Source organism: Dokdonella sp. (assembly GCF_044227025.1).
Classification (GTDB): domain Bacteria; phylum Pseudomonadota; class Gammaproteobacteria; order Xanthomonadales; family Rhodanobacteraceae; genus Dokdonella_A.
The window spans coordinates 137509-162801 of sequence record NZ_JBGAFX010000002.1; the positions used below are offsets into that span (position 1 = coordinate 137509).

The 25293-nt window shown below is 66.4% G+C and carries 20 protein-coding genes; 13 read left to right on the plus strand and 7 right to left on the minus strand.

Annotated elements, in window-relative coordinates:
• The first annotated feature begins 100 nt into the window (after positions 1–100).
• Positions 101–310 carry a cold-shock protein gene (locus ACILRJ_RS04920; protein ID WP_395680972.1) on the plus strand — a complete coding sequence of 70 codons (210 nt, stop codon included), beginning with the start codon at positions 101–103 and terminating at the stop codon, positions 308–310.
• 301 nt (positions 311–611) lie between these two features.
• On the opposite strand, the gene ACILRJ_RS04925 is transcribed toward ACILRJ_RS04920, so the two are convergent.
• The gene (locus ACILRJ_RS04925; RefSeq protein ID WP_395680974.1) at positions 612–1484 is read right to left on the minus strand and encodes a PhzF family phenazine biosynthesis protein; all 873 of its coding nucleotides are present in this window, start codon (positions 1482–1484) and stop codon (positions 612–614) included.
• A 200-nt stretch (positions 1485–1684) separates the two neighbouring features.
• On the opposite strand from ACILRJ_RS04925, the gene ACILRJ_RS04930 reads away from it, so the two are divergent.
• Both ACILRJ_RS04930 and ACILRJ_RS04935 read left to right on the plus strand, forming a co-directional pair.
• A complete protein-coding gene (locus ACILRJ_RS04930) occupies positions 1685–2308 on the plus strand; it encodes a rhomboid family intramembrane serine protease (RefSeq protein ID WP_395680976.1) in 624 nt (207 codons plus the stop codon).
• A 63-nt stretch (positions 2309–2371) separates the two neighbouring features.
• The gene (locus ACILRJ_RS04935; RefSeq protein ID WP_395680978.1) at positions 2372–3262 is read left to right on the plus strand and encodes a 5'-nucleotidase; all 891 of its coding nucleotides are present in this window, start codon (positions 2372–2374) and stop codon (positions 3260–3262) included.
• Positions 3263–3267: 5 nt separating this feature from the next.
• Here the strand turns inward: ACILRJ_RS04935 and ACILRJ_RS04940 are convergent, their stop codons facing one another.
• Entirely contained in the window at positions 3268–3792 is a 525-nt protein-coding gene (locus ACILRJ_RS04940; RefSeq protein WP_395680979.1) for a hypothetical protein, read from the minus strand.
• Positions 3793–3931: 139 nt separating this feature from the next.
• Between ACILRJ_RS04940 and ACILRJ_RS04945 the strand changes: the two genes are divergently transcribed.
• A complete protein-coding gene (locus tag ACILRJ_RS04945) occupies positions 3932–4432 on the plus strand; it encodes a hypothetical protein (protein ID WP_395680981.1) in 501 nt (166 codons plus the stop codon).
• Here the strand turns inward: ACILRJ_RS04945 and ACILRJ_RS04950 are convergent.
• The gene (locus ACILRJ_RS04950; RefSeq protein ID WP_395680983.1) at positions 4429–5262 is read right to left on the minus strand and encodes a polysaccharide deacetylase family protein; all 834 of its coding nucleotides are present in this window, start codon (positions 5260–5262) and stop codon (positions 4429–4431) included. The two genes, ACILRJ_RS04945 and ACILRJ_RS04950, sit on opposite strands and share 4 nt — an antisense overlap.
• Before the next feature lie 141 nt (positions 5263–5403).
• On the opposite strand from ACILRJ_RS04950, the gene ACILRJ_RS04955 reads away from it, so the two are divergent.
• Genes ACILRJ_RS04955 through ACILRJ_RS04970 form a run of 4 tightly spaced genes read left to right on the plus strand, consistent with a single transcriptional unit; the run spans position 5404 to position 8420 of the window.
• Positions 5404–6576, plus strand: a complete 1173-nt coding sequence (locus ACILRJ_RS04955) for an acyl-CoA dehydrogenase family protein (protein ID WP_395680985.1) — start codon at positions 5404–5406, stop codon at positions 6574–6576.
• Positions 6577–6595: 19 nt separating this feature from the next.
• Positions 6596–7216, plus strand: coding sequence for a pilin (locus ACILRJ_RS04960; RefSeq protein ID WP_395680987.1), 621 nt, complete (start codon positions 6596–6598; stop codon positions 7214–7216).
• A gap of 5 nt (positions 7217–7221) precedes the next feature.
• Positions 7222–7770: a GNAT family N-acetyltransferase gene (locus tag ACILRJ_RS04965; protein WP_395680989.1), complete on the plus strand. Its 549-nt coding sequence runs from the start codon at positions 7222–7224 to the stop codon at positions 7768–7770.
• Positions 7767–8420 (plus strand): glutathione S-transferase family protein, encoded by a 654-nt coding sequence (locus tag ACILRJ_RS04970; protein WP_395680991.1) that lies wholly within the window; start codon positions 7767–7769, stop codon positions 8418–8420. The genes ACILRJ_RS04965 and ACILRJ_RS04970 overlap by 4 nt, the downstream gene beginning before the upstream one ends.
• 7 nt (positions 8421–8427) lie before the next feature.
• On the opposite strand, the gene ACILRJ_RS04975 is transcribed toward ACILRJ_RS04970, so the two are convergent.
• Complete coding sequence (locus ACILRJ_RS04975) at positions 8428–8892, minus strand: RDD family protein (RefSeq protein WP_395680993.1); 465 nt, start codon at positions 8890–8892, stop codon at positions 8428–8430.
• 293 nt (positions 8893–9185) lie between these two features.
• Here ACILRJ_RS04975 and ACILRJ_RS04980 point away from each other — a divergent pair, with 293 nt between their 5' ends.
• Entirely contained in the window at positions 9186–11450 is a 2265-nt protein-coding gene (locus ACILRJ_RS04980) for a thiamine pyrophosphate-dependent enzyme (RefSeq protein WP_395680995.1), read from the plus strand.
• An 86-nt stretch (positions 11451–11536) separates the two neighbouring features.
• Positions 11537–12445: an adenylate/guanylate cyclase domain-containing protein gene (locus ACILRJ_RS04985; protein WP_395680997.1), complete on the plus strand. Its 909-nt coding sequence runs from the start codon at positions 11537–11539 to the stop codon at positions 12443–12445.
• A gap of 54 nt (positions 12446–12499) precedes the next feature.
• On the opposite strand, the gene ACILRJ_RS04990 is transcribed toward ACILRJ_RS04985, so the two are convergent.
• From ACILRJ_RS04990 to ACILRJ_RS05000, 3 genes are read right to left on the minus strand one after another with little or no spacing between them, the layout of a single operon-like run.
• The gene (locus ACILRJ_RS04990) at positions 12500–13486 is read right to left on the minus strand and encodes a DUF3187 family protein (RefSeq protein WP_395680999.1); all 987 of its coding nucleotides are present in this window, start codon (positions 13484–13486) and stop codon (positions 12500–12502) included.
• Positions 13479–16649, minus strand: a complete 3171-nt coding sequence (locus tag ACILRJ_RS04995) for an efflux RND transporter permease subunit (protein ID WP_395681001.1) — start codon at positions 16647–16649, stop codon at positions 13479–13481. The genes ACILRJ_RS04990 and ACILRJ_RS04995 overlap by 8 nt, the downstream gene beginning before the upstream one ends.
• A gap of 50 nt (positions 16650–16699) precedes the next feature.
• Positions 16700–17887 (minus strand): efflux RND transporter periplasmic adaptor subunit, encoded by a 1188-nt coding sequence (locus ACILRJ_RS05000; protein ID WP_395681003.1) that lies wholly within the window; start codon positions 17885–17887, stop codon positions 16700–16702.
• Between the two features lie 433 nt (positions 17888–18320).
• On the opposite strand from ACILRJ_RS05000, the gene ACILRJ_RS05005 reads away from it, so the two are divergent.
• The 3 genes from ACILRJ_RS05005 to ACILRJ_RS05015 all read left to right on the plus strand — a co-directional run bounded on the left by ACILRJ_RS05005 (position 18321) and on the right by ACILRJ_RS05015 (position 25264).
• Positions 18321–23261, plus strand: coding sequence for an NAD-glutamate dehydrogenase (locus ACILRJ_RS05005; RefSeq protein WP_395681005.1), 4941 nt, complete (start codon positions 18321–18323; stop codon positions 23259–23261).
• Positions 23262–23446: 185 nt separating this feature from the next.
• Positions 23447–24211, plus strand: coding sequence for an NAD kinase (locus ACILRJ_RS05010; protein ID WP_395681007.1), 765 nt, complete (start codon positions 23447–23449; stop codon positions 24209–24211).
• Between the two features lie 6 nt (positions 24212–24217).
• A complete protein-coding gene (locus tag ACILRJ_RS05015) occupies positions 24218–25264 on the plus strand; it encodes an aminopeptidase (RefSeq protein ID WP_395681009.1) in 1047 nt (348 codons plus the stop codon).
• The last annotated feature ends 29 nt before the right edge of the window (positions 25265–25293 follow it).

Genomic DNA, 25293 nt, shown 5'->3' on the forward strand with positions numbered 1-25293 from the left:
CGCTCATCGTTTCGCCTCGCTAGCTCCCAGCAACCCAGTCTCGGACGGATGGAATGTTCCACCGCCGTGATGTTCACCAAGTGTTTTCAGGAGTTATCAGATGTCGAATCGTCAGACCGGTACCGTCAAGTGGTTCAATGATGCCAAGGGTTTCGGTTTCATTACCCCGGAGAGCGGCCCGGACCTGTTCGTGCACTTCCGCGCGATCCAGGGCACCGGCTTCAAGTCGCTGCAGGAAGGCCAGCGCGTCAGCTTCGTTGCCGTGCAGGGTCAGAAGGGCATGCAGGCCGATCAGGTCCAGGTGATCTGATCACGCTCGCAGCCGCGAAGTGATCTCAAACCCCGGGTGGAAACACCCGGGGTTTTTTATGGCCAGGATGGCCTGAACACCGGAATTGCAGGAGCAAATTCCGGTGTCCGCCACGCTGCCTCACTGTCCATGGATGGACGGAATGCCGGTTCGCGGATGTTCCAGACATCCGCGAACACTCCCCACATCCCTGTGGGTCGGAAATGCAGGAGCAATTGTCGGCATGTCCACGGATGGACGGAATGCCATTCGCGAACACTCCCCACATCTCGCGCTGCTGGCCAGGTTTGGCGGAGCGCTCTCAACCATCCACCCAGCGCAGCTCGCCCGACACCACCGTGTCGGTGGCGCCACCCACCCAGACCTCGCCTTGCTCGATCCGCACCAGCAGCGCGGCGTCGCGGCCGATCTCGCGCCCCTGGCTGACACGATAGCCTCGTGCCAACTCGCCGGCGGGTTCGCGCTGCGCGATCAACGCCGCGATGAGACCGTTGGCGGCGCCGGAAGCGGGGTCTTCGACGATGCCGACGCCGGCGGGGAACGCGCGCACCGCGAGGTCGTAGTCGCGTAGCTGGCAGCGCGCGAAGATGCACAGTCCAAGGCTGTCGGTTGCATGGGCGAGCGCGGCGATCGCGGCATGATCCGGATGCCATCCCCGCAGCGCCGCTTCGCTGGCGAATTCGGCGACCCACCAGCGACGGCCGCCCTCGACGAACGCCGGTTGCAGCGCACCGAGCGCGATCCCGCGCAGGATCGACGCCAGCTCGGCGCTGCCTTCGCGCACTACGCGCGCGGGCGGGGCGCGCACGTACAACTCGCGTGGTGAGCCATCGTCGACGCGTATCGGCAGCAGGCCGGCCGCGCATTCCTGCACCAGCATTCCCGCGCGCGGCATGGCGATGCCGCAATCGAGTACTGCATGCGCGCTGCCGATGGTCGGATGCCCGGCGAACGGGATTTCCCGCTGCGGCGTGAAGATGCGCAGGCGATAGCTCGCTGCGGGCACGCTCGGTGGCAGCACGAAGGTGGTTTCGACGAGGTCGGTCCACGTCGCAAACCGCTGCATGCGTGCATCGCTCCAATCGTGGGCGTCGAGCACGACGCCTAGCGGGTTGCCGCCCCCCGGACGCGCCGGGAAAACGTCGAGCTGCAGGAATCGGGATGGCTGGGTCATTGGCACGGCGCGACGCGGGAATGGCCGGCGATGATACCCGCGTGCGCTGCACGTCGCGGCATGGACAGCCGCTGGCGTTTCGACGCCGCTCGCTTGCGCTCGCCGCGTTCGGCGCGAGCGGACAGGGAGGCTGTCCTGTGCTTGTCCTGCGTTGCTCCCGCAGCATATCGTTCACAGCTCCACCGATTGCCGGAACCGCAATGCTTTCCAACGCCGTCGTCAACCTGGCCATCATCATCGTGACCTGCGTGGTGTCTTTCGCCGGGTTCTCCAATCCGCGCCTGATCGATCGCTTGATCCTGTGGCCGCCGGCGATCACGCGCGGCCGCGAATACTGGCGCCTGGCGAGCTGCGGACTGATCCACGCCGACCCGCCGCACCTGCTGTTCAACATGATCACGCTGTACTTCTTCGGTCGCCTGATGGAATCGTTTTTCGTCCCGCGCATCGGCGAGATCGGCTACCTGCTGTTCTACGTTGGCGGCCTCGTCGCCTCGTCGCTGCCGAGCTGGTACGAGCATCGAACGGATGCCGGCTACCGCAGCCTCGGCGCATCCGGCGCGGTTTCTGCGGTGCTGTTCGCATTCATCCTGCTGATGCCCTGGGCAACGATCTACGTGATCGTGCTGCCGGTACCGGCAGTGATCTATGCGGTGCTGTATCTGGGCTACACGATCTACATGGACCGCCAGCGCAGCGATCGCATCAACCACAGCGCGCACCTTTGGGGCGCCGTGTACGGCATCGTCGTCACCGGCCTGATCGAGCCGAGCGTGCTCGGCGCATTTGCGCGCCAATTGCTGCGGCCGATGGTTTCGATGTGACGCCTTCGCCTTGCCGGGGGTTTGTTGTAGTGTGCGTCGTCGCACCAATCGAGCACGGTTTCGATGGAAGCAAATGACAACGACAAGGCACTCGTCGTCGCCATCTCGTCGCGCGCGCTGTTCGATCTCGGCGATAGCCACGAGTTGTTCGAGCGCGAGGGCGTCGATGCGTTCGCGCGCCACCAGATCGCGCGCGAGGACCAGTTGCTGGCTCCGGGTATCGCGTTTCCGCTGGTGCAGAAGCTGCTTCATCTCAATCGCGCGAACCCGCAGGCACCGCGGGTCGAGGTGATCCTGCTGTCGCGCAACTCCGCCGACACCGGCCTGCGCATCTTCAACTCGATCGAACACTACGGCCTCGACATCGTGCGCGCCGCGTTCACGCGCGGCGCGCCGACATCGCCGTATGTGCACGCGTTCGACGCAGACCTGTTCCTGTCGGCGAATCCCGAGAGCGTGGCGCAGGCGCTTCGCTCCGGGGTCGCCGCGGCGACGATCCTCCCCTCGAAGGCGCCACAGCGGCAGTCGGACCAGCTGCGCATCGCGTTCGATGGCGACGCGGTACTGTTCGGCGACGAATCGGAGCAGGTCAGCGAACAGGGCGGAATCGACGCGTTCCATCGCCATGAGACCGAGCGCGCCGGAGAACCGCTGTCTGGCGGCCCCTTCCGCGGCTTCCTCGATGCGCTGCATCGCCTGCAGGAAGCGTTTCCGAGCGAGGATGCGCCGATCCGCACCGCCTTGGTCACCGCGCGCTCCGCGCCGGCGCACAAGCGCGTGATCCTGACCCTGCGCAAGTGGGGCGTTCGTATCGACGAGGCGCTGTTCCTCGGCGGGCGCCCGAAAGGCCCGTTCCTCGAAGCCTTCGGTGCCGACATCTTCTTCGACGATTCGCCCGCGAACGTCGAATCGGCGCGCCAACATGTCGCGACCGGACACGTGCCGCGCGGCTGACCAGGTCAGAACGGTCCGAGCGCGTGCACCTTCGCGACGAGGGCGCGGCGGATGTTTTCGTGCAGCGGTTTGTGCCAGTGCGCGATCAGGTGTTCGTGGCCGGCCGAAACGAAGCCGGCGGCGGTCGCCACTTCCAGTGCGCGGCGATCACCGCAATGGCCGAAAAAGGCGTCGCAGTGGTCGGCGTAGCGCGCAAAGGCGTACTTGAGGATGAGATACCAGATCCCGCCCGCGGCCTGGATCGCCTCACGGTGCGCCGAGGCCATCGTCCGGATCGTCTCGCCGTTGCTGCACGAACCACCGGACAGGTACACGTCGCCGAACGCCCACATGTGCGAATAGCCGGCCAGCTGCAAGCGCGCGTCGGCATCGCGATATAAGGCGACGATATGGTGTCCGAGCTCCGGCGGCGGCGTGCCGAACTTGCGCTGGAACAGCGCCCCGGCGATGAAGTCGGCATCGTCGATTTCGGTGATCGTGAGAAACCGCCGCAGCTCGGGCGGGATCGTCTCGATGGCAGTGTGTTGCATGAAGGGGACGCCTGCGTTCCGAAGCGGCAAGCGTAGCGCGTCCGGGCCTGCGCTTGCAGTCGCCATGCGAATCGCTACACCATGCCCCGGCGCAGCCGGGATGGCGGCTGCGCCACTTCACGAACGGAACGCGCATGCCATGACCAGCCCAATCGATGATTTCATCATCATCACCGAAGTGGATCGCGGCCCGGCATTCGCCGCGGAGATCTTCCAGCGCAAGTACCGCGCCCGCGTGCCCGACTTCCGCCATCATGTGGTGGCGTTCTGGCGCCGCGGCGACGGTGGTTTCGTTCCGGTGAGCTACGTGCACTTCACCGACTGGCACGACATCATGGCGATTGGCGGGGCCTGCACCGACGGCGATATCCTGCGCACGATGAGCGAGCCCGAGCGGGCGGCGATCGACGCGGTGGGTGGCATCAACCGCGCCGTGACCCAATACAGCCTTGCGCGCTTCGCGCCGCGCTGCGACGCCGTCTTCGGCAACTGCGGCGACGAGCGCTCGTGGGGCATTCTTTCAGGCCTCGGGTTCGAGCGCGTCCGCGAACCGCACCTGATCGCGCGCTGGTCGCGTGCGCTGGATGAAGAGCGCAAATGCGAGTTGATCGAGAAGGCGGCAGCGTACGCACCGTTCTAGCGGTCGCGCGCGTCGCGCAGGATTCCTTCCAGGCCTTCGGGCGCGGACCAGTGGGGTCCGCAGACATATCTCGGCAGGTGCCAGACATCGCTGTTGCCATCGACGGGCGCAGGTTCGGTACCCACTGCCGCGCGCAGGCGATGCTCGTGCCCGTGCTGCGGGAAGTATTCCCCGGTCAGGTAATCGTTGGTTTCGCCGTAGGGGTAGGCGAACAGCGAAGTAGCCCGCGCCGGACAGTGCTTGTCCAGCCAGTCACTGGCCTGGCGGATCTCCGCATCGGCATCGGCATGCGTGTCGATCGTGCGGAACGTGCCCTTCGCCTGCGCGCGCTGCACGGTTTGCGGCAGTTCGGCGTGGTTGTGGTCCCAGCTGTGGTTCTCGATCGCCACCAGTCCGGATGCGTGGGCGGCGCGCCACCAGCTGTCGCGCATCCAGTTGCGGCCGGCCAGGCAGCGGCGGTCGAGCGTTTCGCGAGCCACCGGGGAGGCGATCACGAAACTGGTCAGGTGCAGGTGAGGTTGGGCGTCGATGCCGTGGCGGCGGCGAAAGTCGATCAGCGTGTTGAACAGGCTGCGCTGGCGGCCGTGCTGCGGGTGGTCGAGGTCGAAATAGTCGAAATCCGAACCGTCGTCGCAGGTGAGTGCCACCGCGTCGGAAAGGTCGCGATCGGTGCGTCCAAGCAGGGCATCCACGACCCAGGCGAGCGGGACGATGCGCAAACCGAGGCGGTGGATGGTTTCCAGATCGGCCGCGAAGGCGACGTGGTCGTTGCTGTCGTAGTCGTTGCCGGCGATGTTGACGGCGTGATAAGCGAGAATCGTGGCGCGCATGTGGGGGATCGACGCAAACGCGTTCGGCAGGGTGGGGCGCAGGATACCGAATCCGCTGAGGGCGCATGCGCCTGCGTCGTGGCCGGGCCTTCGTCGGGGCGGTACAATGGCGATCTTTGCCTGCGCCCGGACCCGAACGCCATGCCCGCCACGCCGCTCAACCCGACCGATCTCTATGACGTCCGCTCGCTGCTCTCCGATGAGGAGCGCATGGTGCAGGACACCGTCGCCCGTTTCACCGACGAGCGCGTGCTGCCGATCATCGGCGATTGCTTCGACAAGGGCCGCTTCCCGGCCGAGCTCATCCCCGAGATGGCTGAACTCGGCCTGCTCGGCTCTTCGTTGCCGGTCGAATACGGTTGCGCCGGCATGAACGGCGTCAGCTATGGCTTGGTCTGCCAGGAACTGGAGCGTGGCGATTCCGGCATCCGCAGCTTCGCCTCCGTGCAAAGCTCGCTGTGCATGTATCCGATCTACGCGTACGGCAGCGAGGAACAGCGCAAGCGCTGGCTGCCGGACATGGCCGCCGGCAAGGTGATCGGCTGCTTCGGCCTGACCGAGCCGCATGGCGGCTCCGACCCGGCCAACATGAAGACGAATGCGAAGAAGGATGGAGCCGACTGGATCTTGAACGGCGCCAAGATGTGGATCACCAACGGCAATCTGGCGCACATTGCGATCGTCTGGGCGCAGACCGACGAAGGGATCCAGGGCTTCGTCGTCGAGAAGGGCATGCCCGGCTTCAGCGCGCAGGAAATCCACAAGAAGATGAGCCTGCGCGCGTCGGTGACGTCGGCGCTGTTCTTCGACAACGTGCGCGTGCCGGAAGCGAACCGCCTGCCGAACGTGAAAGGCCTCAAGGGCCCGCTCGGTTGCCTGACGCAGGCGCGCTACGGCATCACCTGGGGCCCGATCGGCGCCGCGATCGCCTGCTTCACGGAAACGACCGAGTACGCCAAGAACCGCATCCTGTTCCAGCGTCCGCTCGCCGCGAACCAGGCGGTGCAGGTCAAGCTCGCCGACATGGCGCGCCGGATCACGATGGCGCAGTTGCTCTCGCTGCAGCTCGGTCGCCTGAAGGACGCCGGCACGATGCAGCCGACCCAGGTCAGCCTCGCGAAGTGGAACAATTGCCGCATGGCGATCGACATCGCGCGCGAATGCCGCGACCTTCTCGGTGGCGCGGGCATCACCACCGAGCATTGCCCGATCCGCCACGCGCTGAACCTCGAGTCGGTCATCACCTATGAAGGCACCGAGACGGTGCACCAGCTGGTGGTGGGGCGCGAAGTGACGGGTATCAACGCGTTCTGATTGTCGCGTCGGGGGTCGCATGCGCAATGCGGTGGTGGTGTTCGCGAGCACGCTGCTCGCGGTAGTGGCGGCGCTGGTTGCGTATCACCAACTGGTGATACGCAAGGAACAGGATGCCCTGCTCTCGCACGTGCGCGCCGAGAGCGAAGCAACGCGCCGACAGGTGCAGCAGGTCGCGAAGCAGCAGGAGCAGATCCGCAAGACGCTTGACGACACGAAGGCGCAAGCCGAGGCGGACGCGGCGGAGCGCGAAGCGTACGTCGACATGCGCAGCGATTTCGTCGTCGCTTCCGCGATGCGAACGGCGATCGCCGAGTACTACATGACCACGTCGAAATTGCCTGCCTCGAATGCCGAAGCCGGCCTGCCGGCACCGAACGAGTACCGGGGCAAGTCCCTGCGCGCCGCGAGCGTGCAGGATGGTGCGATACAGCTGGTATTCGACGCCTCATCCGGCGTCGACGGCGGGCGTATCCGCCTGACTCCGCGACTCGAACACGCGGATGCAATGGGCATCCAGTGGCGTTGCGAAAGTGATGACTATCCGCAGATCCAGCGCATGCTGCCTTCGTGTTCGTATACAGGTGCTGGAGCAGATGCATCGACGCAACCGGCCGTGCACGCACCGAGCGGGAGTTGAGCCAAGTGAGTGATACGCATATCGAAACCGAGCGGCTGATTCTGCGCCTGCCGCGTCTCGAGGACTTCGATGCCTACGCCGAACTGCATGCGGACGAAGAAGCTGCGCGACACATCGGCGGCGCGCTCCTGCGCGCTCCGGCATGGCGCAAGTTCCTGCAGATGCCCGGTGCATGGGCGGTGCAGGGATATGCGATGTTTTCGGTGGTCGAGAAGGCGAGCGGGCTTTGGATCGGCCAGGCCGGACCGTGGCAACCCGAAGGCTGGCCAGGCACCGAAGTCGGCTGGGCGTTCCATCGTTCGTCGTGGGGCAAGGGGTATGCGACCGAAGCCGCGATTGCTGCGATCGACTGGTCGTTCTCGCATCTCGGGTGGAGCGAAGTGATTCATTCGATCGCTCCCGAGAACCTTGCCTCGCAGGCGCTCGCGCGTCGCCTCGGCTCGATCAATCGTGGTCCGGGCCGATTGCCGCCACCGCACGAGGACGTGCGCATCGACATCTGGGGCCAGTCGCGCGAGGACTGGCTCGCTCGACGCAACGGTGCCAGCCCATGATCACCGTCCACGGCTACTCGCCATCGGGCAACTGCCACAAGCTGCGCATGCTGCTCGGCCACCTCGGTCGCGTCGAAGGACGCGACTACCGCTGGATCGAGACCGACAGCGCGCACGGCGCCACGCGCACGCCGGAGTATCTCGCCAAGAATCCGAACGGCCGCGTGCCGATGATCGAAATCGATGACGGCCGCATCATGGTCGAGTCGAATGCGATCCTGTACTGGCTTGCCGATGGGACACCGTACTTTGCGGGCGACACCTGGCAGCGCGCGCAGACGCTCGCATGGATGTTCTTCGAGCAGTACAGCCACGAGCCGTTCGTCGCCGTCGCACGCTTCATCTGCGGCTGGACGCCGATCGATTCCCCGCGTCGCGCGGACCTGCCGCGCTTGCGCGAACGCGGCCACCAGGCGCTTGCGGTAATGGAAAGACACCTGGCGACGAACGACTGGTTCACGGCGACCGGCTACGGAATCGCCGACATCGCGCTGTACGCCTATACGCACTGCGCCGAGGACGGCGGCATCGCACTCGCCGCGTATCCCGCGCTGCGCGCGTGGCTCGCGCGCATCGAGACGCAGTCGGGCTTCGTGCCGATGCCGCCGATTGCGGTGGTGAACGCCGCGCTGGTGCCCGCGTCGCGCTGAGTTCGAGTCAGCGAATCTTCACGACATACGTCTTCGGAATCGAGTCGTGCCAGCCGCGCGCGTCGGATGCGAAGAACGAGAACGCCTCGAACGGAATGAACCGGCACAGCGTGCGGCCGATCACCTTGCCGGCGCTTGGCGGTTCGCCGTTTTCGTCGACGACGCGGGTACCGGTCACGAGCTTGCCAAGGGTGCGGCCGAAGAACAGTTCGAGCGGCACGTAGTACGCGAACATGACGAGAAAGCCGAACAGGTATTGCACGCCGATGTTCTGCATCGCTTCGACCGCGCTGTTGCCGCCGACGATGCCGATCACGATGCCCACGACGAAGGCCAGCGCCATGAACCCGAAGTAGTCGACGAGCAGGTTCACGAAGCGCCGCCAGCGTTCGGCGGGGACCATGCCGGCGTCAGCGGACTGCTCCGCGACGCGGCTGGTGGGTGCCTTGTACGGATTGATCGTCGAATCCATCGTGCCTCTCTCCCCAAAAGAAGTGGTCATGGAAGGCGGCAATCTCGCAGGATTCGGTGCCCGCTGCAATGCGCTGCGTCGTTCGTTGCCGCCTCGGCTTGCGCTCGCGCTGGCTTCGCCATGCGGTGGCGGGGCGCAGCAGGTGCCGGCTAACCGTCGAGGTGCCTCGCCAGCGGATTTCCGCGCAAGGGCGCCATCCGGCATTCTCGCGGCACGTCCCGGAGGGTATCCTTCGCGGTCCCGTATCCGTCGGCGTGCCACGCCGCTTTCCACGAACGACCAGGCTCGATCCCATGTCCGCCGTTGCCCCGATCCCCGCCCGCCACAAGAACGTCAACCGCGCCGAAGTCTGTGATCAGAACTTCGTCGAATTCGTGCAGAACTGGAGCGGCACACCGCGCCGCGCGCCGCGCGCCGACGAGGCAGTGCTGCCTGGAAGCCTGTGCACCGCGCACGACTTCATCGAGCTGTTCGAGTCGCAACTGATCTCGCGCCACCTCGACTTGATGGCGCGCGTGCTGCGCGTGCAGAACAAGGTGTTCTACACGATCGGTTCGTCCGGCCACGAAGGCAACGCGATGGTCGCGCGCCTGACTCGTCACACCGATCCGGCGTTCCTGCACTACCGCAGTGGCGCGTTGATGGCCGAGCGCTTTCGCAAGCTGCCGGGCATGGATCCGATCATGGATTCGGCGCTGAGCTTTGCCGCGAGCAAGGACGATCCGGCATCGGGCGGCCGCCACAAGGTGTGGGGTTCCAAGCCGTTGTGGGTGCTGCCGCAGACCTCCACGATTGCCTCGCACCTGCCGAAGGCCCTCGGCACCGCGGTCGCGATCGAACAGGCGCGCCGCATCGGCCACGCCTTGCCGATTCCCGACGACTCGATTGCGATCTGCTCGTTCGGCGACGCCTCGTCGAACCATGCGACCGCGCAGACCGCCTTCAACACCGCGCAGTGGACCGCGTACCAGAAGCTGCCGGCGCCGGTGTTGTTCGTGTGCGAGGACAACGGCATCGGCATCTCGGTGAAGACGCCAGGTGGTTGGATCGGCAATGCGTTCCGTCATCGCGACGGACTCGACTACTTCCATGCCGATGGCCTCGACCTCGCCGAGGGCTACGAACAGGTTGCGCGCGCGGTCTACCATTGCCGCACGACGCGCCGCCCGACATTCCTTCACCTGCGCACGACGCGCATCATGGGTCACGCCGGCACCGACTTCGAGATCGAGTGGCGCAGCGTCGAGGAACTGATGGCGGTCGAGGCAACCGATCCGCTGCTGCGCAGTGCGGCGATCGCGCTCGAGTCGGGCTTGTACACGAAGGAGTCGCTGCTCGCGACATACGAGGACATCCGCAAGAAGTGTTTTGCGGCCGCCGACGAGGCCGACCGGCGCCCGAAACTCGATCGCCTCGACGACGTCATCGCACCTCTGGCGCCATACACGAAGGACAAGGTGGATGCGGAGGCGAAGCGCGCCGACTACGCCGACAAGCGGCTCGCGGTATTCGGCAATGCCGACAAGCTGCCGGAGAAGCTCGCGCCGCGGCATCTCGCGATCCAGATCAACAACGCGCTGCACGACCTGTTCTGCAAGTACCCCGAGACCCTGCTGTTCGGCGAGGACGTCGCGCAGAAGGGCGGTGTCTACACGGTGACCAAGGGCCTGCACAAGGCGTTCAAGAACGCGCGCGTGTTCAACACCCTGCTCGACGAGACGATGATCCTCGGCCTCGCCCAGGGTTACGCGAACATGGGAATGCTGCCGATACCGGAGATCCAGTACCTCGCCTACTTCCACAATGCCTGCGACCAGATCCGCGGCGAGGCGGCGTCGCTGCAGTTCTTCTCCAACGACCAGTACAGGAACCCGATGGTCGTGCGCATCGCCGGCCTCGGCTACCAGCGCGGCTTCGGCGGACATTTCCACAACGACAACTCGATTGCCGCGCTGCGCGACATCCCCGGCCTCGTGGTCGGCTGCGCCAGCCGTGGCGACGACGCCGCGACGATGCTGCGCACGCTGGCTGCGCTGGCCAAGGTGGACGGACGCGTCAGCGTGTTCCTCGAACCGATCGCGCTGTACATGACCAAGGACCTGTACGAGCCCGGCGACGGCCAGTGGCTGACCAGCTACCCGCCGCTGGACCAGGCCATGCCGCTTGGTGAAGGCCGCATCTACGGCGAGGGCGCAAACGACCTCGTCATCTTCACCTACGGCAACGGCGTGCCGATGAGCCTGCGCGCCGCGCGCGAGATCGAGAAGACGCGCGGCTGGAAGGTGCGCACGGTCGACCTGCGCTGGCTGGTGCCGCTCAACGACGCGTTCATCGGCGCACAGGCGAAGACCGCGAAACGCATCCTCGTCGTCGACGAGGGCCGCCACTCGGCCGGTGTCGGCGAAGGGGTGATCACTGCGATCGTCGAAGCGGGGCAGGGCGCGAAACCGCTGCGCCGCGTGGTCGGCACCGATACCTACACGCCGCTCGCGGGGGCCGCGTTCCTCGTGCTGCCGGGCGATGCGGATATCGTCGCCGCGGCGAGCGAGATCGCATAACAGCTGCGTCGGAACGGCCGCCGCGAGATCGCGGCGCCGTGCCACCGGAAATGCCGGCGCCGCATGGATTCGCTATCATCCCCGCAATGACCGAGCGCCGCCCCCTCACGATCCTGTTCGCCGATGTCTCCGGCAGTACGCGGCTGTTCGAGTCGCGCGGCGACGAAATCGCGCGGCGGATCGTCGCGAACGTGCTGATCGCGCTGGCCGAGGTGGCCGGGCGTCACGGCGGGCGCGTCGTGAAGACGATCGGCGACGAGATCATGTGCACGTTCCCGGGACCGCTGCACGGCCTGTTGGCGGCGACCGACATGCACCGGCGCATCAAGAACGACCCCGAGTTCCAGCGCGACAACCTCGCCATCCGCATCGGCCTGCATCATGGCGAGGCGCTGGTCGAGAACGAGGACGTGTTTGGCGATGCCGTCAACACCGCCGCGCGCATGGCCGACAAGAGCCTCGCGCGCCGCGACCAGATCGTGACGACCGCCAGTACCGTGTTCGGCATCACCAACACGACCGGCTTGCGCGTGCGACCGCTCGGGTCCGCGTGGGTGCTCGGCAAGCAGGCGCCGATCGACATCGTCGACGTGCTCTGGCAGGAAGACATCGCGCACGTCACGACCGTGCAGCGCGTGATGCAGGCGATCGATGCGACCGTGACGACCGAGCGGCCGCGCCTGATGGTGCGCCATCGCAGCCAGGCCTTCGAGATCGACGAAGGGACGCCGTTCTCGATCGGCCGCGACCCTGCCAGTAGCCTCGTGGTCGAGACCGAATGGGTCTCGCGCAACCACGCGCTGATCGAATGGAAGAAGGGCTACTTCATGCTCGCCGACCGTTCGACCAATGGCAGCTGGCTCAAGATCGGCGATGACGACGAGATCTTCGTGCATCGCGACGAGACCCACCTGCGCCGTGGCGGTTCGATCAGCCTTGGCCAGGCGCACCAGCTCGACGACTCCGACCTCGTCTACTTCCAGTGTATTGACTGACGCTGCCTTTCATCAAAGGCAACTGTCTTCCAGGGAGTGCGTTGCCGCACGCAACTACAGCGACAGCGCGAGGAAGAACGTCACATCCTGCGCGTGGCGCGGGATCGCGTCCTCGACCAATCCCGCACGGAACGTCCAGCCTGCGTCTGCGTGCCATGCGGACGACAGCGCGAGCGTGGCGGCGTCCTGGAGCAGCGGAACCCTGCTGTCGTACAGCGCGGCATGCCACTGCAACTGCGCGGCGACGTCCCAGTGGGGCGTCAGGCGGTAGCCGATCATTGCATCGGCGAACGGAACCTGATCGTTCGCGCGGTCCGCGAGCAGCTGAGTGTTGCCGCGTTGCATCAGGCCGACGCGTGCGCCCCACGGCCAGCGCGCCTGTGCGTCGGTCGATTGCAACGCGAGCCACAGGCTGAGGTCGGTGCTGCGGTCGTCGACCAGCGCGCTCGCATGCGAGGTCGGGACCTTAACGGTCGCGCCGGCCATCCATTCGGCGCGCTCGCTCGCGTCGCCGCGGAACGCGAGATCCACCAGCAGCGGCGAGAGTGCGTGCAGCCGGCGATCGAATGCGACCGTGTTGGCGACGTTGCCGTCGTCATAGCGGATCGTGTGACCGTCTGTGACGAGCCGGCCGCGGTCGCCGTTGCTGAAGCCGAACATGCGGTGGTAGTCCTCCAGGAAGCCGTCGAGGAACCCGCTGCCGATGTCGAGTTCGGCGAGCGTCGCGCGCACCAGCCAGTGCGGGCCGAATGCGCGCGTGACGGCGATGCGCGCTGCGTGGATTTCCGCGTCGTACGTGAGGCGTTCGCCGCCGCGTTCGAAGGCGACCTCGGTGTTGCTCGCGTCGACCAACGCCTCGACGCTCCAGCCCTCCGCCGCAACGGGCGGCGCGAACGGCAGGCCGCTGGCGGCGACGAACGGATTGGCGTCGCGGTAAAGCAGCCACGGTGCCGCGTCGGCCGCGAGCGAGCAGGGCGCGTACGCGATCGTCGCGACGGTCAGGATCCTTGCGACCGTCGTGACGTGCAGCCGATCACGCATGCTTGTGCGGATCCCGGGTCGCTTCGAGCGTCTCCTCGGCCGACTCCATCTTGTCACCAAGCAAGCGCCGCACCGCGACGTAGAAGATCGGAATGAACAGCACGCCGAGGAACGTCGCGAAGATCATGCCGCCGATCACGCCCGTGCCGATCGCGTGGCGCGCGTTCGCACCGGCGCCGCTGGAGATCGCCAGCGGCAGTACGCCGAGGATGAATGCGAACGAGGTCATGAGGATCGGGCGCAGGCGCAGGCGCGCGGCATCGATGACCGCGGTGGCCAACGGGCGTCCCGCACGTTGCTCCGAGACCGCGAACTCGACGATCAGGATCGCGTTCTTCGCGGCCAAGCCGACGATCGTGAGCAGTCCGACCATCAGGTACACGTCGTTGGACAAGCCGCGCGCCCACGTCGCCACCACCATGCCGGTGATGCCAAGCGGGATCACCATCATGACCGCGACCGGGATCGACCAGCTCTCGTACAGCGCCGCGAGGCACAGGAACACGACGAAGATCGACAGGCCGATCAGCAGCGGTGCCTGGTTGCCGGAGATGATTTCCTGCAGCGACTGGCCGGTCCAGTCGAAACCGAAGCCTGGCGGCACGTCGTTCTTGATGATTTCCGTCATCGCGGCCATCGCCTCGCCGCTGCTTCGGCCGGGCCCGGGCTGGCCGACGATCTCCATCGCCTCGTAACCGTTGTAGCGCACGAGCGTCGGCGGACCGACTTGCCATTGCGCCTTCACGACATTGGAAATCGGCACCATCGGCGGCGTGCTGGTCGGCGACGTGCCGCCCGCGGGCGTGATCGTGCTCGGCACGTAGAAGTGCTGCAGCGCATCGGGACTGCTGCGGAACGGCGCGTCGGCCTGCATCGTGACGCGCTGCACGCGACCGCCCGCGATGAAGTCGTTGACGTAGACCGGCGCGAGCATGAGCTGGATCGCCGTGTACACGTCGCTGAGCGCGAGCCCCATCGATTGCGTCTGCGCGCGATCGATGCTGAGCTTGAGCTGCGAGGTGTCGGGCAGCGTGTTCGGCCGCACGCCGGTGAACATGTCCTGCATCTGTCCGGCCTTCGCCATCACGGCGCCACCGGCCTGCATGAGCGCGTCGTGGCCCGCGCCCGAGCGGTCCTGCAGATACAGGTCGAATCCACCGAACTGGCCGAGGCCGCGGATCGTCGGCAGGTTGACGACGAACGCCATCGCATCGACACCCTGGAAGAGCTGTCCCTGGATCTTCTGGATCAGCTCCATCGCGGTGGCCTTGCGCTCGTCCCACGGCTTGAAGCGGATGAACGCCATGCCGACGTTCTCGGCGCTGCCGACGAAGCTGAAGCCGGAGATCGCGAACACGCCCTCGACTTCCGGATTGGCGCGGATGGTCTGCGACACCTGGTCCATGACCTCGTTGGTGCGCTTGATCGTCGCGCCGGACGGGAGGCCGACGATGGTGAGGGCGTAGCCCTGGTCTTCTTCCGGGACGAAGCTCCTGGGCAGGTGCGCGAAGCCGAAGTAGCACGCCACCGCGACGCCCGCGAACAGCGCCATCCAGATCGGCACCGCACGCACCGCGCCGCGGATGTGGCCGGTGTAGGTGTCGCGCGCCCAGTCGAACAGCTTGTTGAAGCGGCGGAAGAACGCGTTGCGCTCGCCGGTCTGCGGCTTGATGATCGTCGCGCACAAGGCCGGCGTGAACACCAGGGCGAGCATCGCTGAGAAGCCGGTCGACAGCGCGATCGTCAACGCGAACTGGCGGTAGATGGCGCCGACCGAGCCCGTTTGCAGCGCGCTCGGGATGAACACGGCCATCAGCACGATCGCGATCGCGACGACCGGCGCCTGGATCTGCAGCATCGCCTTGCGCGTCGCCTCGACCGCGTTCAGGCCTTCCTCGTGCATGATGCGCTCGACGTTCTCGATCACGACGATGGCGTCGTCGACGACGATGCCGATCGCCAGCACCATGCCGAACAGGCTGAGCTGGTTGATGGTGAAGCCGACGGCCCACATGCCGAGGAAGCCGCCCATCAGCGCGACCGGGATCACCAGCGTCGCGATGATCGTGGCGCGGAAGTTCTGCAGGAACAGCAGCATGACGAGGAACACGAGGACGATCGCGATCGCGAGCGTCATCACCACTTCCTCGATCGAGATCTTGATGAACTGCGTGGTGTCGTACGGCACGAACCAGCTCACGCCGGCGGGGAAGGTGCGCTGCAGTTCCGACATTTTCGCTTTGACGAGGTCGGCGACGTTGAGCGCGTTTGCGCCCGACAGCAGCTGCACGCCGAAACCGGAAACGGCCTGGCCGTTGTAGACGACGCGCTGGCCGTAGCCGCCGGCGCCGAGGCCGACGCGCGCAACGTCCTTGAGGCGCACCGTGGTGCCGTCGCTGTTCGCGCGCAGGATCACGTTCTCGAACTGCTCGACGGTCGTGAAGCGCCCCTCGCCGACCACCGTCGCGGTGAAGGCGGTGCCGTCGATCGCGGGCTCGGCACCGATCGAGCCGGCTGCGACCTGCACGTTCTGCGCGCGCACGGCGGCGAGCGCCTGCGCCGCGGACATGCCGTAGCCGTGCAGCTTGTCGGCATCCAGCCAGATGCGCATCGCGTATTCGGAGCCGAGCTGGAACGTGCTGCCGACGCCCGGGATGCGCCCGATCTGGTCGATTACGCGCGTCGCGAGCAGGTTGTCGAGGGCGTACGAGTCGTATTTGGCGTCGTCCGACCGGATCGAAACGAACATCAGGAAGTCGGGATTCTGCTTCGCGACGACGATGCCCTGCTGGTTCACTTCGGTCGGCAGGCGTGGCGACGCGAGCGTGACCTTGTTCTGCGTCTGCACCTGCGCGATGTCCGGATCGGTTCCCGGCTCGAAGGTGAGGTTGATGCTCGCCGAACCGTTGGCGTTCGAATTCGAGCTGAAGTACATCAGGTGATCGATGCCGGCGAGCTGCTGCTCGATCACCTGGGTGACGGCGCGTTCGACCGTCTCGGCGTCCGCGCCGGGATAGCGCGCGTTGACCGCCACCTGCGTCGGGGCGATCGGCGGATACGACTCGATGCCGAGTGTCGTGATCGCCAGCGCGCCGCCGAGCGTGATCATCAACGCGAGCACCCACGCGAAGATCGGTCGTTCGATGAAGAAATTCGAAAACATGGACGGCTTCCTTGGTCGTCGCGGCCGCCGCGCAGGGCGCGGCGGGGCGATCAGTGCTTGTCGTCGGGTTTGGCCGGGGCGGCGCCGCCGGCGGCCGGCGGCTGCGCGGCCTTCGGCGCGGCGACCTTGGCCGGGGCGCCGGCGCGGACCTTCATGAGTCCCGAAACGATGATCTGGTCGCCGTCGGCAAGGCCTTTCCGGACGATGGTGTCGGCGCCGCGGGTGCCATATACGTCGAGGGTCTTGCGCACCACGTTGCCGTCGCCGCCGAGCACGTAGACGAAGGCGCCTTCGGCATCCCGCTGGATCGCGGTCTGCGGCACAAGCCACGCATGCTTGAGTTGCCCGAGGTTGAGGCGGACGTTGACGTACATGCCGGGCAGCAGGCGATGCTGCGGGTTCGGCACGATGCCGCGCAGGGTGACCGCGCCAGTCGATGCGTCGACGGCGGTGTCGGAGAAGTCGAGCGTGCCCGCCGAGTCGTAGGCGCTGCCGTCGGGCATCGTGACGTCGATCTTCGCCTTGTCCTGTTCGTAGAGCTGCACGTCACCGCTCGCCGCGGCGCGGCGCAGTTCGTCGAGTGTACCGACGGCCTGGGTGAAGTTGACGTACATCGTGTCGATCTGTTCGACCGTGGTGAGCAGGGTCGCCTCGCCCTGGCCGACGAGGGCGCCTTCGGTCACCTGCTGCTTGCCGGCGCGGCCGTCGATCGGCGCGGTCACTTCGGCGTAGCCGAGGTTGATCTTCGCCATTTCGACCGTCGCCTGCGCCTGCTTGACGGCGGCGGCACCGGTGCGCTCGGCCGCGTTCGCGGCATCGACGTCGGCCTTGGACAGCAGGCCCTTCTCGGCGACCGAACGCGCACGCTCGGCGGCGACATGGTTGTTCTGGTAGGTCGCCTGCGCGGCCGCGAGATTGGCGAGCTGTGCATTGAGCGTCGCGCGCAAGGGCGCCGGGTCGATCTGGAACAGCACCTGGCCTTCCTTGACGTCCGTGCCTTCGGTGTAGACGCGCTTCTGCAGCACGCCCGCGACGCGTGCGCGAACGTCCGCGGTGCGCACGGCACTAAGGCGCCCGACCAGGTCCTGGACGACCGGCACGGCGGTCCCGTTGACGACGGTGACGTCGACTTCCGGCGGTGGCATCTGTTGTTGTTGGGGCGCCTGCTTGCCGCAACCGGCGGCCAGTGCGGCGAGCGTTGCGATGGCGACAGGGGTCAATGCGCGATGAAACTTCATCGTGGAGCTTCCTGTTCTCGATTGCGTAGGGGCAGCGGCCGGTCGACGACGGCGGGCGAGCGCGCCTCGCGCGGACGCGTCGGCAGCGACGTGACTATACCGCCCGGTACAGGAACATGCACCCTCGATATGGGGGTTTTCGTCCAGGCCTAACGGCACTGTCATGATCACCCGCGGCGTGGGCGCGCTGCGTTGCACCCGAGGCGCGATGCATGTCGAGCTCGCATGCGCGTCCCATGCTTCAGCTCGCGTATAGGAACGATGTACGAGCCGGGCATCGCGCAATCCGGCATTGCGCGCACCAAACGCGCGTCATCGCGCTGTCAAGAACCCGCGCCATCGCGCTCTCGTGTTCCGTGCGCCTGTGTGGATTCGCCGCGTAGTGCGGCGTATCCTTGCGGACCCGCGAATTTCCCCACTTTCGGACCCCTTCATGACCTCTCCAGACGCCGTGTCCGGCACGCACGTCGATCCGATCCTCACCCATCTCTCCAGCAAGCTGACTGGCGATGCGCTGCAACAGGCACAGGCGTTCACGCGCGAGTTCATGCAGCGCGTCCCGTCCGACGAGATCGCGCAGCGCACCCCGGCGGAGTGGTCCGCGCTGGTGCAGGGGTCGCTCGATTTCATGCGCGAGCGGGAGGCTGGAACGGCCAAGGTGCGCGTCTCGAATCCGATGATCGGCACCGGCCGCGCGCGCACCGTGATCGACGTGGTCACCGACGACATGCCGTTCCTGGTGGATTCGGTCGGGATGGCGATTGCCGATGCCGGGCTCGGCATCCACGCGGTGATCCATCCGGTCTATCGCATCGGACGCGACGCGGCCGGGCGCCTGCAATCGGTCGCTCCGGCGCAGGCGGACGAGGGTATGGCCGAGTCGGTCATGCACTTCGAGATCGACCGTACCAGCGACAACGCCGAGCTCGAACGCCTGCACGGCGCGATCGCCGCCGCCCTCGATGACGTGCGCGCCAGCGTCGTCGACTGGCAGGCCATGCGCACGCGCATGCTCGAACTGGCTGACTCGCTGCCGGGCAAGCCGATGCCGGTGGATGCCGCCGGCGTCGCCGAGGCACAGGATTTCCTGCGCTGGGCGGCAAACGACAATTTCACCTTCCTCGGTTGCCGCGAATACGCGGTCGGCAAGGTTGGCGGCGACGAAGTGCTGCAGGCGGTCGACGGTTCCGGCCTCGGCATCCTGCATGGCTCCGAACGTTCGCTCGCGCCGCGCTCGCTGCGCACGCTGGTCGCGACGGCGCTGCCGCAGTCCGGTTCAATGGACGCGATCATCCTGACCAAGACGAACGCGCGTTCGCACGTGCATCGTCCGGGCTACATGGACTACATCGGCGTGCTCGGTTTCGACAAGAGCGGCGTGCCGGTGGTGGAGCAGCGGTTCCTAGGCCTGTTCACCACCAATGCGTACATGGCGCGTCCGCAGGACGTGCCGCTGGTGCGTCGCAAGGTCGAGACGGTGATGCAGCGCTCCGGCCTGCGTCGTGAATCGCACTCGGGCAAGGCGCTGCGCCACGTGCTCGAGCTGCTGCCGCGCGATGAACTGCTGCAGGCGAGCGAAGACGAACTGTTCACTACCGCGACTGGCATCCTCGCGCTCGGCGAGCGCCCGCGCACTCGCGTGTTCATGCGCCGCGACAAGTACGGACGCTTCCATTCCTGCCTCGTGTTCCTGCCGCGCGACCGGTTCAACACCGAAGTGCGCGAGCGGATCGAGGCGTTGCTGAAGGACGCGCTGCACGGCGAGCGCGTCGATTCCACCATCCAGCTCGGCGAGTCACCGCTGGCGCAACTGCATCTGGTGGTCCGGCCGAAACCGGGCGATCTGGTCGAGTACGACGTCGCGGCGCTCGAGGCCGAGGTCGGCAAGATCGTCCGCAACTGGCACGATGAACTGCGCGACGCGCTCGCCGCCGTGTACGGCGAGAGCGACGGCCTTGCCCTCGCGCGCCACGCGCGCGCGCTGTCGCCGGCCTACATCGAGGCGGCGACGCCGCGCGTCGCCGCCGAAGACCTCGCGCTGGCGGCGAGCCTGAATGGCGCCGGCGACATCAAGCTCAGCCTCGCTCCCTCGCTGCACAAACCCGGCATCCTGCAGTTCAAGGTGTTCCGCCAGGGCGGGGCGATCGCGCTGTCCGAGGTGATTCCGCTTCTGGAGAACATGGGCCTCAAGGTGCTGACCGAACAACTCAGCGAGTTCAGGCTCGCGGACGCGCCGGTCTACGTGCAGGACATCGCGGTGCAGGCGGCGACGCGTTGCGCATTCGACATCGACCAGGTCGGCGACGCGTTCGAGAACGCGTTCGCGAGCATCTGGCGCGGCGACGCGGAGAACGATGCGTTCAACAAGCTGATCCTCGGTGCGCGCCTCGACTGGCGCCAGGTCAGCGTGTTGCGCGGTTACTGCAAGTACCTGTTGCAGACCGGCGTGACGTTTTCGCAGAGCTACATGGAAGAGACGCTCAACCGCTATCCGGCCATCGCCGGACTGCTGGTCGAGCTGTTCGAGGCCGGTTTCGATCCGGCGCGCGAAAGCGGTGATGCCGCGGCGAAGCAGGATGCGGCGGCGCGCCTTGGCGGCGAGCTGTCCGCGCTGGTTCCCGCCGACGTGCTGAAGAAGCTGCCGCGCTTCGTCGAGGATCTCGCGGGCGTGCGCGCGATGCCGCGCGTGCAGCAGATCACGACCCTGATCGGTGCGATCAAGGCGCTGCTGGAGCATGTGTCGAGCCTTGACGAGGACCGCATCCTGCGCGCCTACCTCGGCGTGATCGGCGCGACCCTGCGCACGAACTATTTCCAGCGTCGCGACGGCGCGCCACGCCCGTACATCAGCTTCAAGTTCGATTCGTCGAAGGTGCCGGACCTGCCCAAACCGCGACCGTACCGCGAGATCTTCGTGTACGGCCCGCGCGTCGAGGGCGTGCACCTGCGCTTCGGACCGGTCGCGCGTGGCGGCTTGCGCTGGTCTGACCGGCGCGAGGATTTCCGCACCGAAGTGCTCGGCCTGGTCAAGGCGCAGATGGTCAAGAACACCGTCATCGTGCCGGTCGGCTCGAAGGGCGGTTTCTTCGTCAAGCATCCGCCCGCCGGTGGCGATCGCGATGCGGTGCTCGCCGAAGGCGTCGCCTGCTACAAGATGTTCATCAACGGCCTGCTCGACATCACCGACAACCTCGTCGATGGCAAGGTCGCGCATCCGCACGACGTGGTGCGTCACGATGCCGACGATCCTTACCTGGTCGTTGCCGCGGACAAGGGCACCGCCACGTTCTCGGACATCGCCAACAGCGTCAGCGCGGAGCATGGCTACTGGCTCGGCGATGCGTTCGCGTCCGGTGGCTCGGTCGGCTACGACCACAAGAAGATGGGCATCACCGCGAAGGGCGGTTGGGAGTCGGTCAAGCGCCATTTCCGTGCATTGAACCGCGACAGCCAGAGCGAGGACTTCACCTGCGTCGGCGTCGGCGACATGTCGGGCGACGTGTTCGGCAACGGCATGCTGTTGTCGAAGCACATACGCCTGGTCGCCGCATTCGACCACCGCCACATCTTCCTCGATCCGAACCCGGATGCCGCCGTCTCGTTCAAGGAGCGCGAGCGCCTGTTCGCGTTGCCGCGCTCGTCGTGGGACGACTACGACAAGTCGCTGATCTCCGCAGGTGGCGGCGTGTTCGCGCGCAGCGCGAAGACGATCCCGTTGTCGCCGGAGATCTGCCGCGTGCTTGGCATCGCCGACGGAACCGCGCAGCTGACGCCTACCGAACTCATGAGCGCGATCCTGAAAGCGCCGGTCGATCTGCTCTGGAACGGCGGCATCGGCACCTATGTCAAGGCCGAGGCCGAAACCAATGCGGACGTAGGCGATCGCGCCAACAACGCGTTGCGCATCAACGGACGCGAGCTGCGCTGCAAGGTCGTCGGCGAAGGCGGCAACCTCGGCTTCACCCAGCGCGGCCGCATCGAGGCGGCCCAGCACGGCGTGTTGCTCAACACCGACTTCATCGACAACTCGGCTGGTGTCGACACGTCCGACCACGAGGTGAACATCAAGATCCTGCTCAACGACGCGGTACAACGCGGTGAACTGAGCGTCGATCAGCGCAACGCCCAACTCGCGGCAATGACCGACGAAGTCGCGCGCCTCGTGCTGTCGGACAACTACCGGCAGAACCAGGCGATCAGCGTGATGGAGCACATGTCGGCGCATCGCCTCGGATCGAACGCGCATTTCATCCGCACGCTCGAGGCGGAGGGGCTGCTCGACCGGCAGATCGAATTCCTGCCCTCGGATGCCGAACTCGCGGAACGCAAGGCGCGCCACCAGGGCCTGACGCGCCCCGAACTGTCGGTCCTGCTGTCGTATTCGAAGATCAAGCTGTTCCAGCAACTGCTCGATTCCGACGTGCCGGAGGATCCGTTCCTGTCGAAGGAACTCGTGCGCTATTTCCCGGAGCCGTTGCGCGAGCAATATGCCTCGCACATGCAGCGGCATCGTCTGAAGCGCGAGATCATCGCCACCGTCGTCACCAACTCGATGGTCAACCGCATGGACGCGACCTTCGTGTTGCGCATGCAGGAAGACACCGGGCAGGGGCCGGCGGCGATCGCCAAGGCGTACTCGGCCGCGCGCGAGATCGTCGATGCGCGCAGCGTATGGGCCGGCATCGAGGCGCTCGACGGCAAGATTGCCGAGAGTGTGCAGATCGATGCATTGCTCAAGCTGTGGGACCTGCTGCGCAACCTGACCCGCTGGCTGCTCAACCAGCGCGGCTCCAACCTCGACATCGCCGGTATCGTCGAACGCTATTCGCCGGGTGTCGCGCAACTTTCGGCGGCGCTGCCCGGAGTGCTGACCGCGAACAGCCGCGCCGACTACGACGTCGACGTCGAGAAGTGGGAAGGCATGGACGTGCCCGGCGAACTCGCGCACCGCCTCGCCAGGATCGCCGAACTCGGCGCGGCGTTCGACATCGTCGAGATCGCGCTGGAAAGCGGCCAGAAGGTCGAGCGCGTGGCCTCGGTGTTCTACGAACTCGGCCAGGCGCTCGACATCGACGGCCTGCGCCGCCAGATCGAGAACCTGCCGGTCGAAAGCCGCTGGCATGCGCAGGCACGTGGCTCGCTGCGTGACGAACTCGCTTCGCAGCATCGCGCGCTGACCCGGCAGGTCCTCGCCGCCGCTGCTCCGTCCGAAGCCCACCCGGTTGCGCGCTGGCTCGAACGCGACGATCCGACGTTGAAGTTCACGCTTGGCCTGCTGGAGGAAATCCGGTCGCAGACGGTCGACTACCCGATCGCCTCGGTCGCGCTGCGTCGCTTTGCGCAACTGGTGCAGGCCGCCACGAAGGCGGCGTAGGGTGTGCCGGGCGTGGGCTTTGGCCCACGCCTTTTGGCGATACGGAAGGATGGTTGGCCGATGAGCCGCGACTGGCCTTGCGGATATCGAGGAGCGGTGGGCCTTGGCCCACCCTGCATTCGCGGTTGCACATGGCGCGCCGCGCAGCCGAGAATCAGGGTTGACGCCCCTTCCTGGTTGCCCGCATGTCCGGACGCATAGTTTTCGTCGCCGCGCAGACCAAGGAAGCCGCCGAGGCGCGCGTCGCTCTGGTGGCGCGCTACGGGGAGGTCCCGCTCGACGACGCCGACGTGATCGTCGCGCTCGGTGGCGACGGATTCATGTTGCGCACCCTGCATCGTCATCGGGCGCGTGCGTTGCCGGTATACGGGATGAAGCTCGGCACGGTCGGGTTCCTCATGAACCAGCTCAGCCTCGACGACCTCGAGGCGCGCATCGCGCAGGCGCAGCCGACGATCCTTCGCCCCTTGCAGATGGAAGCCGTGACCGAAGCCGGCAACAGCACGAGCTCGCTCGCATTCAACGAGGTGTCGCTGCTGCGCCAGACCAAGCAGGCCGCGCACGTGCGCGTGCTGCTGAACGGGGTCGCGAAAATCGAGGAACTGGTGTGCGACGGCGTGCTGGTGTCCACGACCGCGGGATCGACCGCATACAACCTGTCGGCACACGGGCCGATCCTGCCGCTCGGTTCGCACCTGCTCGCGTTGACGCCGATCAGTCCGTTCCGGCCGCGGCGCTGGCGTGGCGCGATCCTGCCCGCGATCACCGAGGTGAAGTTCGAGATCCTCGACCCGTACAAGCGCCCGGTCAGTGCGACGGCGGACTCGCATGAAGTGCGCGACGTGATCGAGGTCAGCATCCGTGAATCGCATGAGCAGACCGTGACCCTGCTGTTCGATCCCGAGCACAACCTCGAAGAGCGCATCCTCAACGAGCAGTTCGAGTTGTAGCAACGCATGCGCCTGACGCGCGTCGCCGGGTTGCTCGCCCTCGTCGGCCTGTGCGGCTGCGCGCCGCTGCGCTACTACGCGCATGTCGGCCACGGCCAGTTGTCGCTGCTAGCGCGGCGTGAACCGATCGCGCGCGCGATCGTCGACGAGCGGATCGAAGCCGGCGTGCGCGAGCGCTTGCGCCGGGTGCAGGCCGCACGGCGCTTCGCCAGCGAGCGGCTCGATTTGCCGGACAATCGAAGCTATACGAGTTACGTGCAGCTCGACCGGCCGTTCGTGACGTGGAGCGTGTTCGCGGCGAAGGAGTTCTCGGTCGAACCGGTCACGCATTGCTTTCCGATCGCCGGTTGCGTTGCCTATCTTGGCTATTTCGACAGGACGCTGGCCGAGCGCGAGGCGAAGCGTCTTGCGGAGCAGGGCGATGACACCGCGGTGCGCGGTGTCGCCGCGTTCTCGACGCTTGGCTGGTTCGCCGATCCGATTGTTTCGAGCATGCTGCGGGGTGGCGATGATGAACTTGATGGCGTGGTCTTCCACGAGCTAGCGCATCAGAAGGTGTACCTGCGCGACGACAGCGCGTTCAACGAGTCGTACGCGAGCTTCGTGGCCATGCAGGGTTTGCGTGACTGGCATGCTGCGAACCACCTGCCGGCACCGGTTTCGACCAGCGGGCAGGACCGCGCATTCACGCATCTGGTGCTGGACCTGCGCGAGCGGCTGCGCGCGCTGTATGCAACCGGGCAGGCCGATGCAGTGCTGCGTCGTCGCAAGCACGAGGAGATCGATGCGTTCCGCGAACGCTACGCACACCTGCGTGATCAGGAATGGAATGGCGATGATGCCTATGATGCCTTCGTCGCGGCGCCGATCAACAACGCAAGCCTGGTCCCGTTCGGCTTGTATGATCGCTGGACGGATGCATTCGCAGCGTTGTTTGCGCGCGATGGCGCCGACTGGGCCCTGTTCCACGAGGACGTGCGCGCGCTCGCGCGCTTGCCGGCGCCGCAACGCGCGCGCCGTCTTGCCGAGCTGTCCGGTGCGAAGCCGGACTGAACGGCCGGAACCCTGCTTGCGAACCGCAT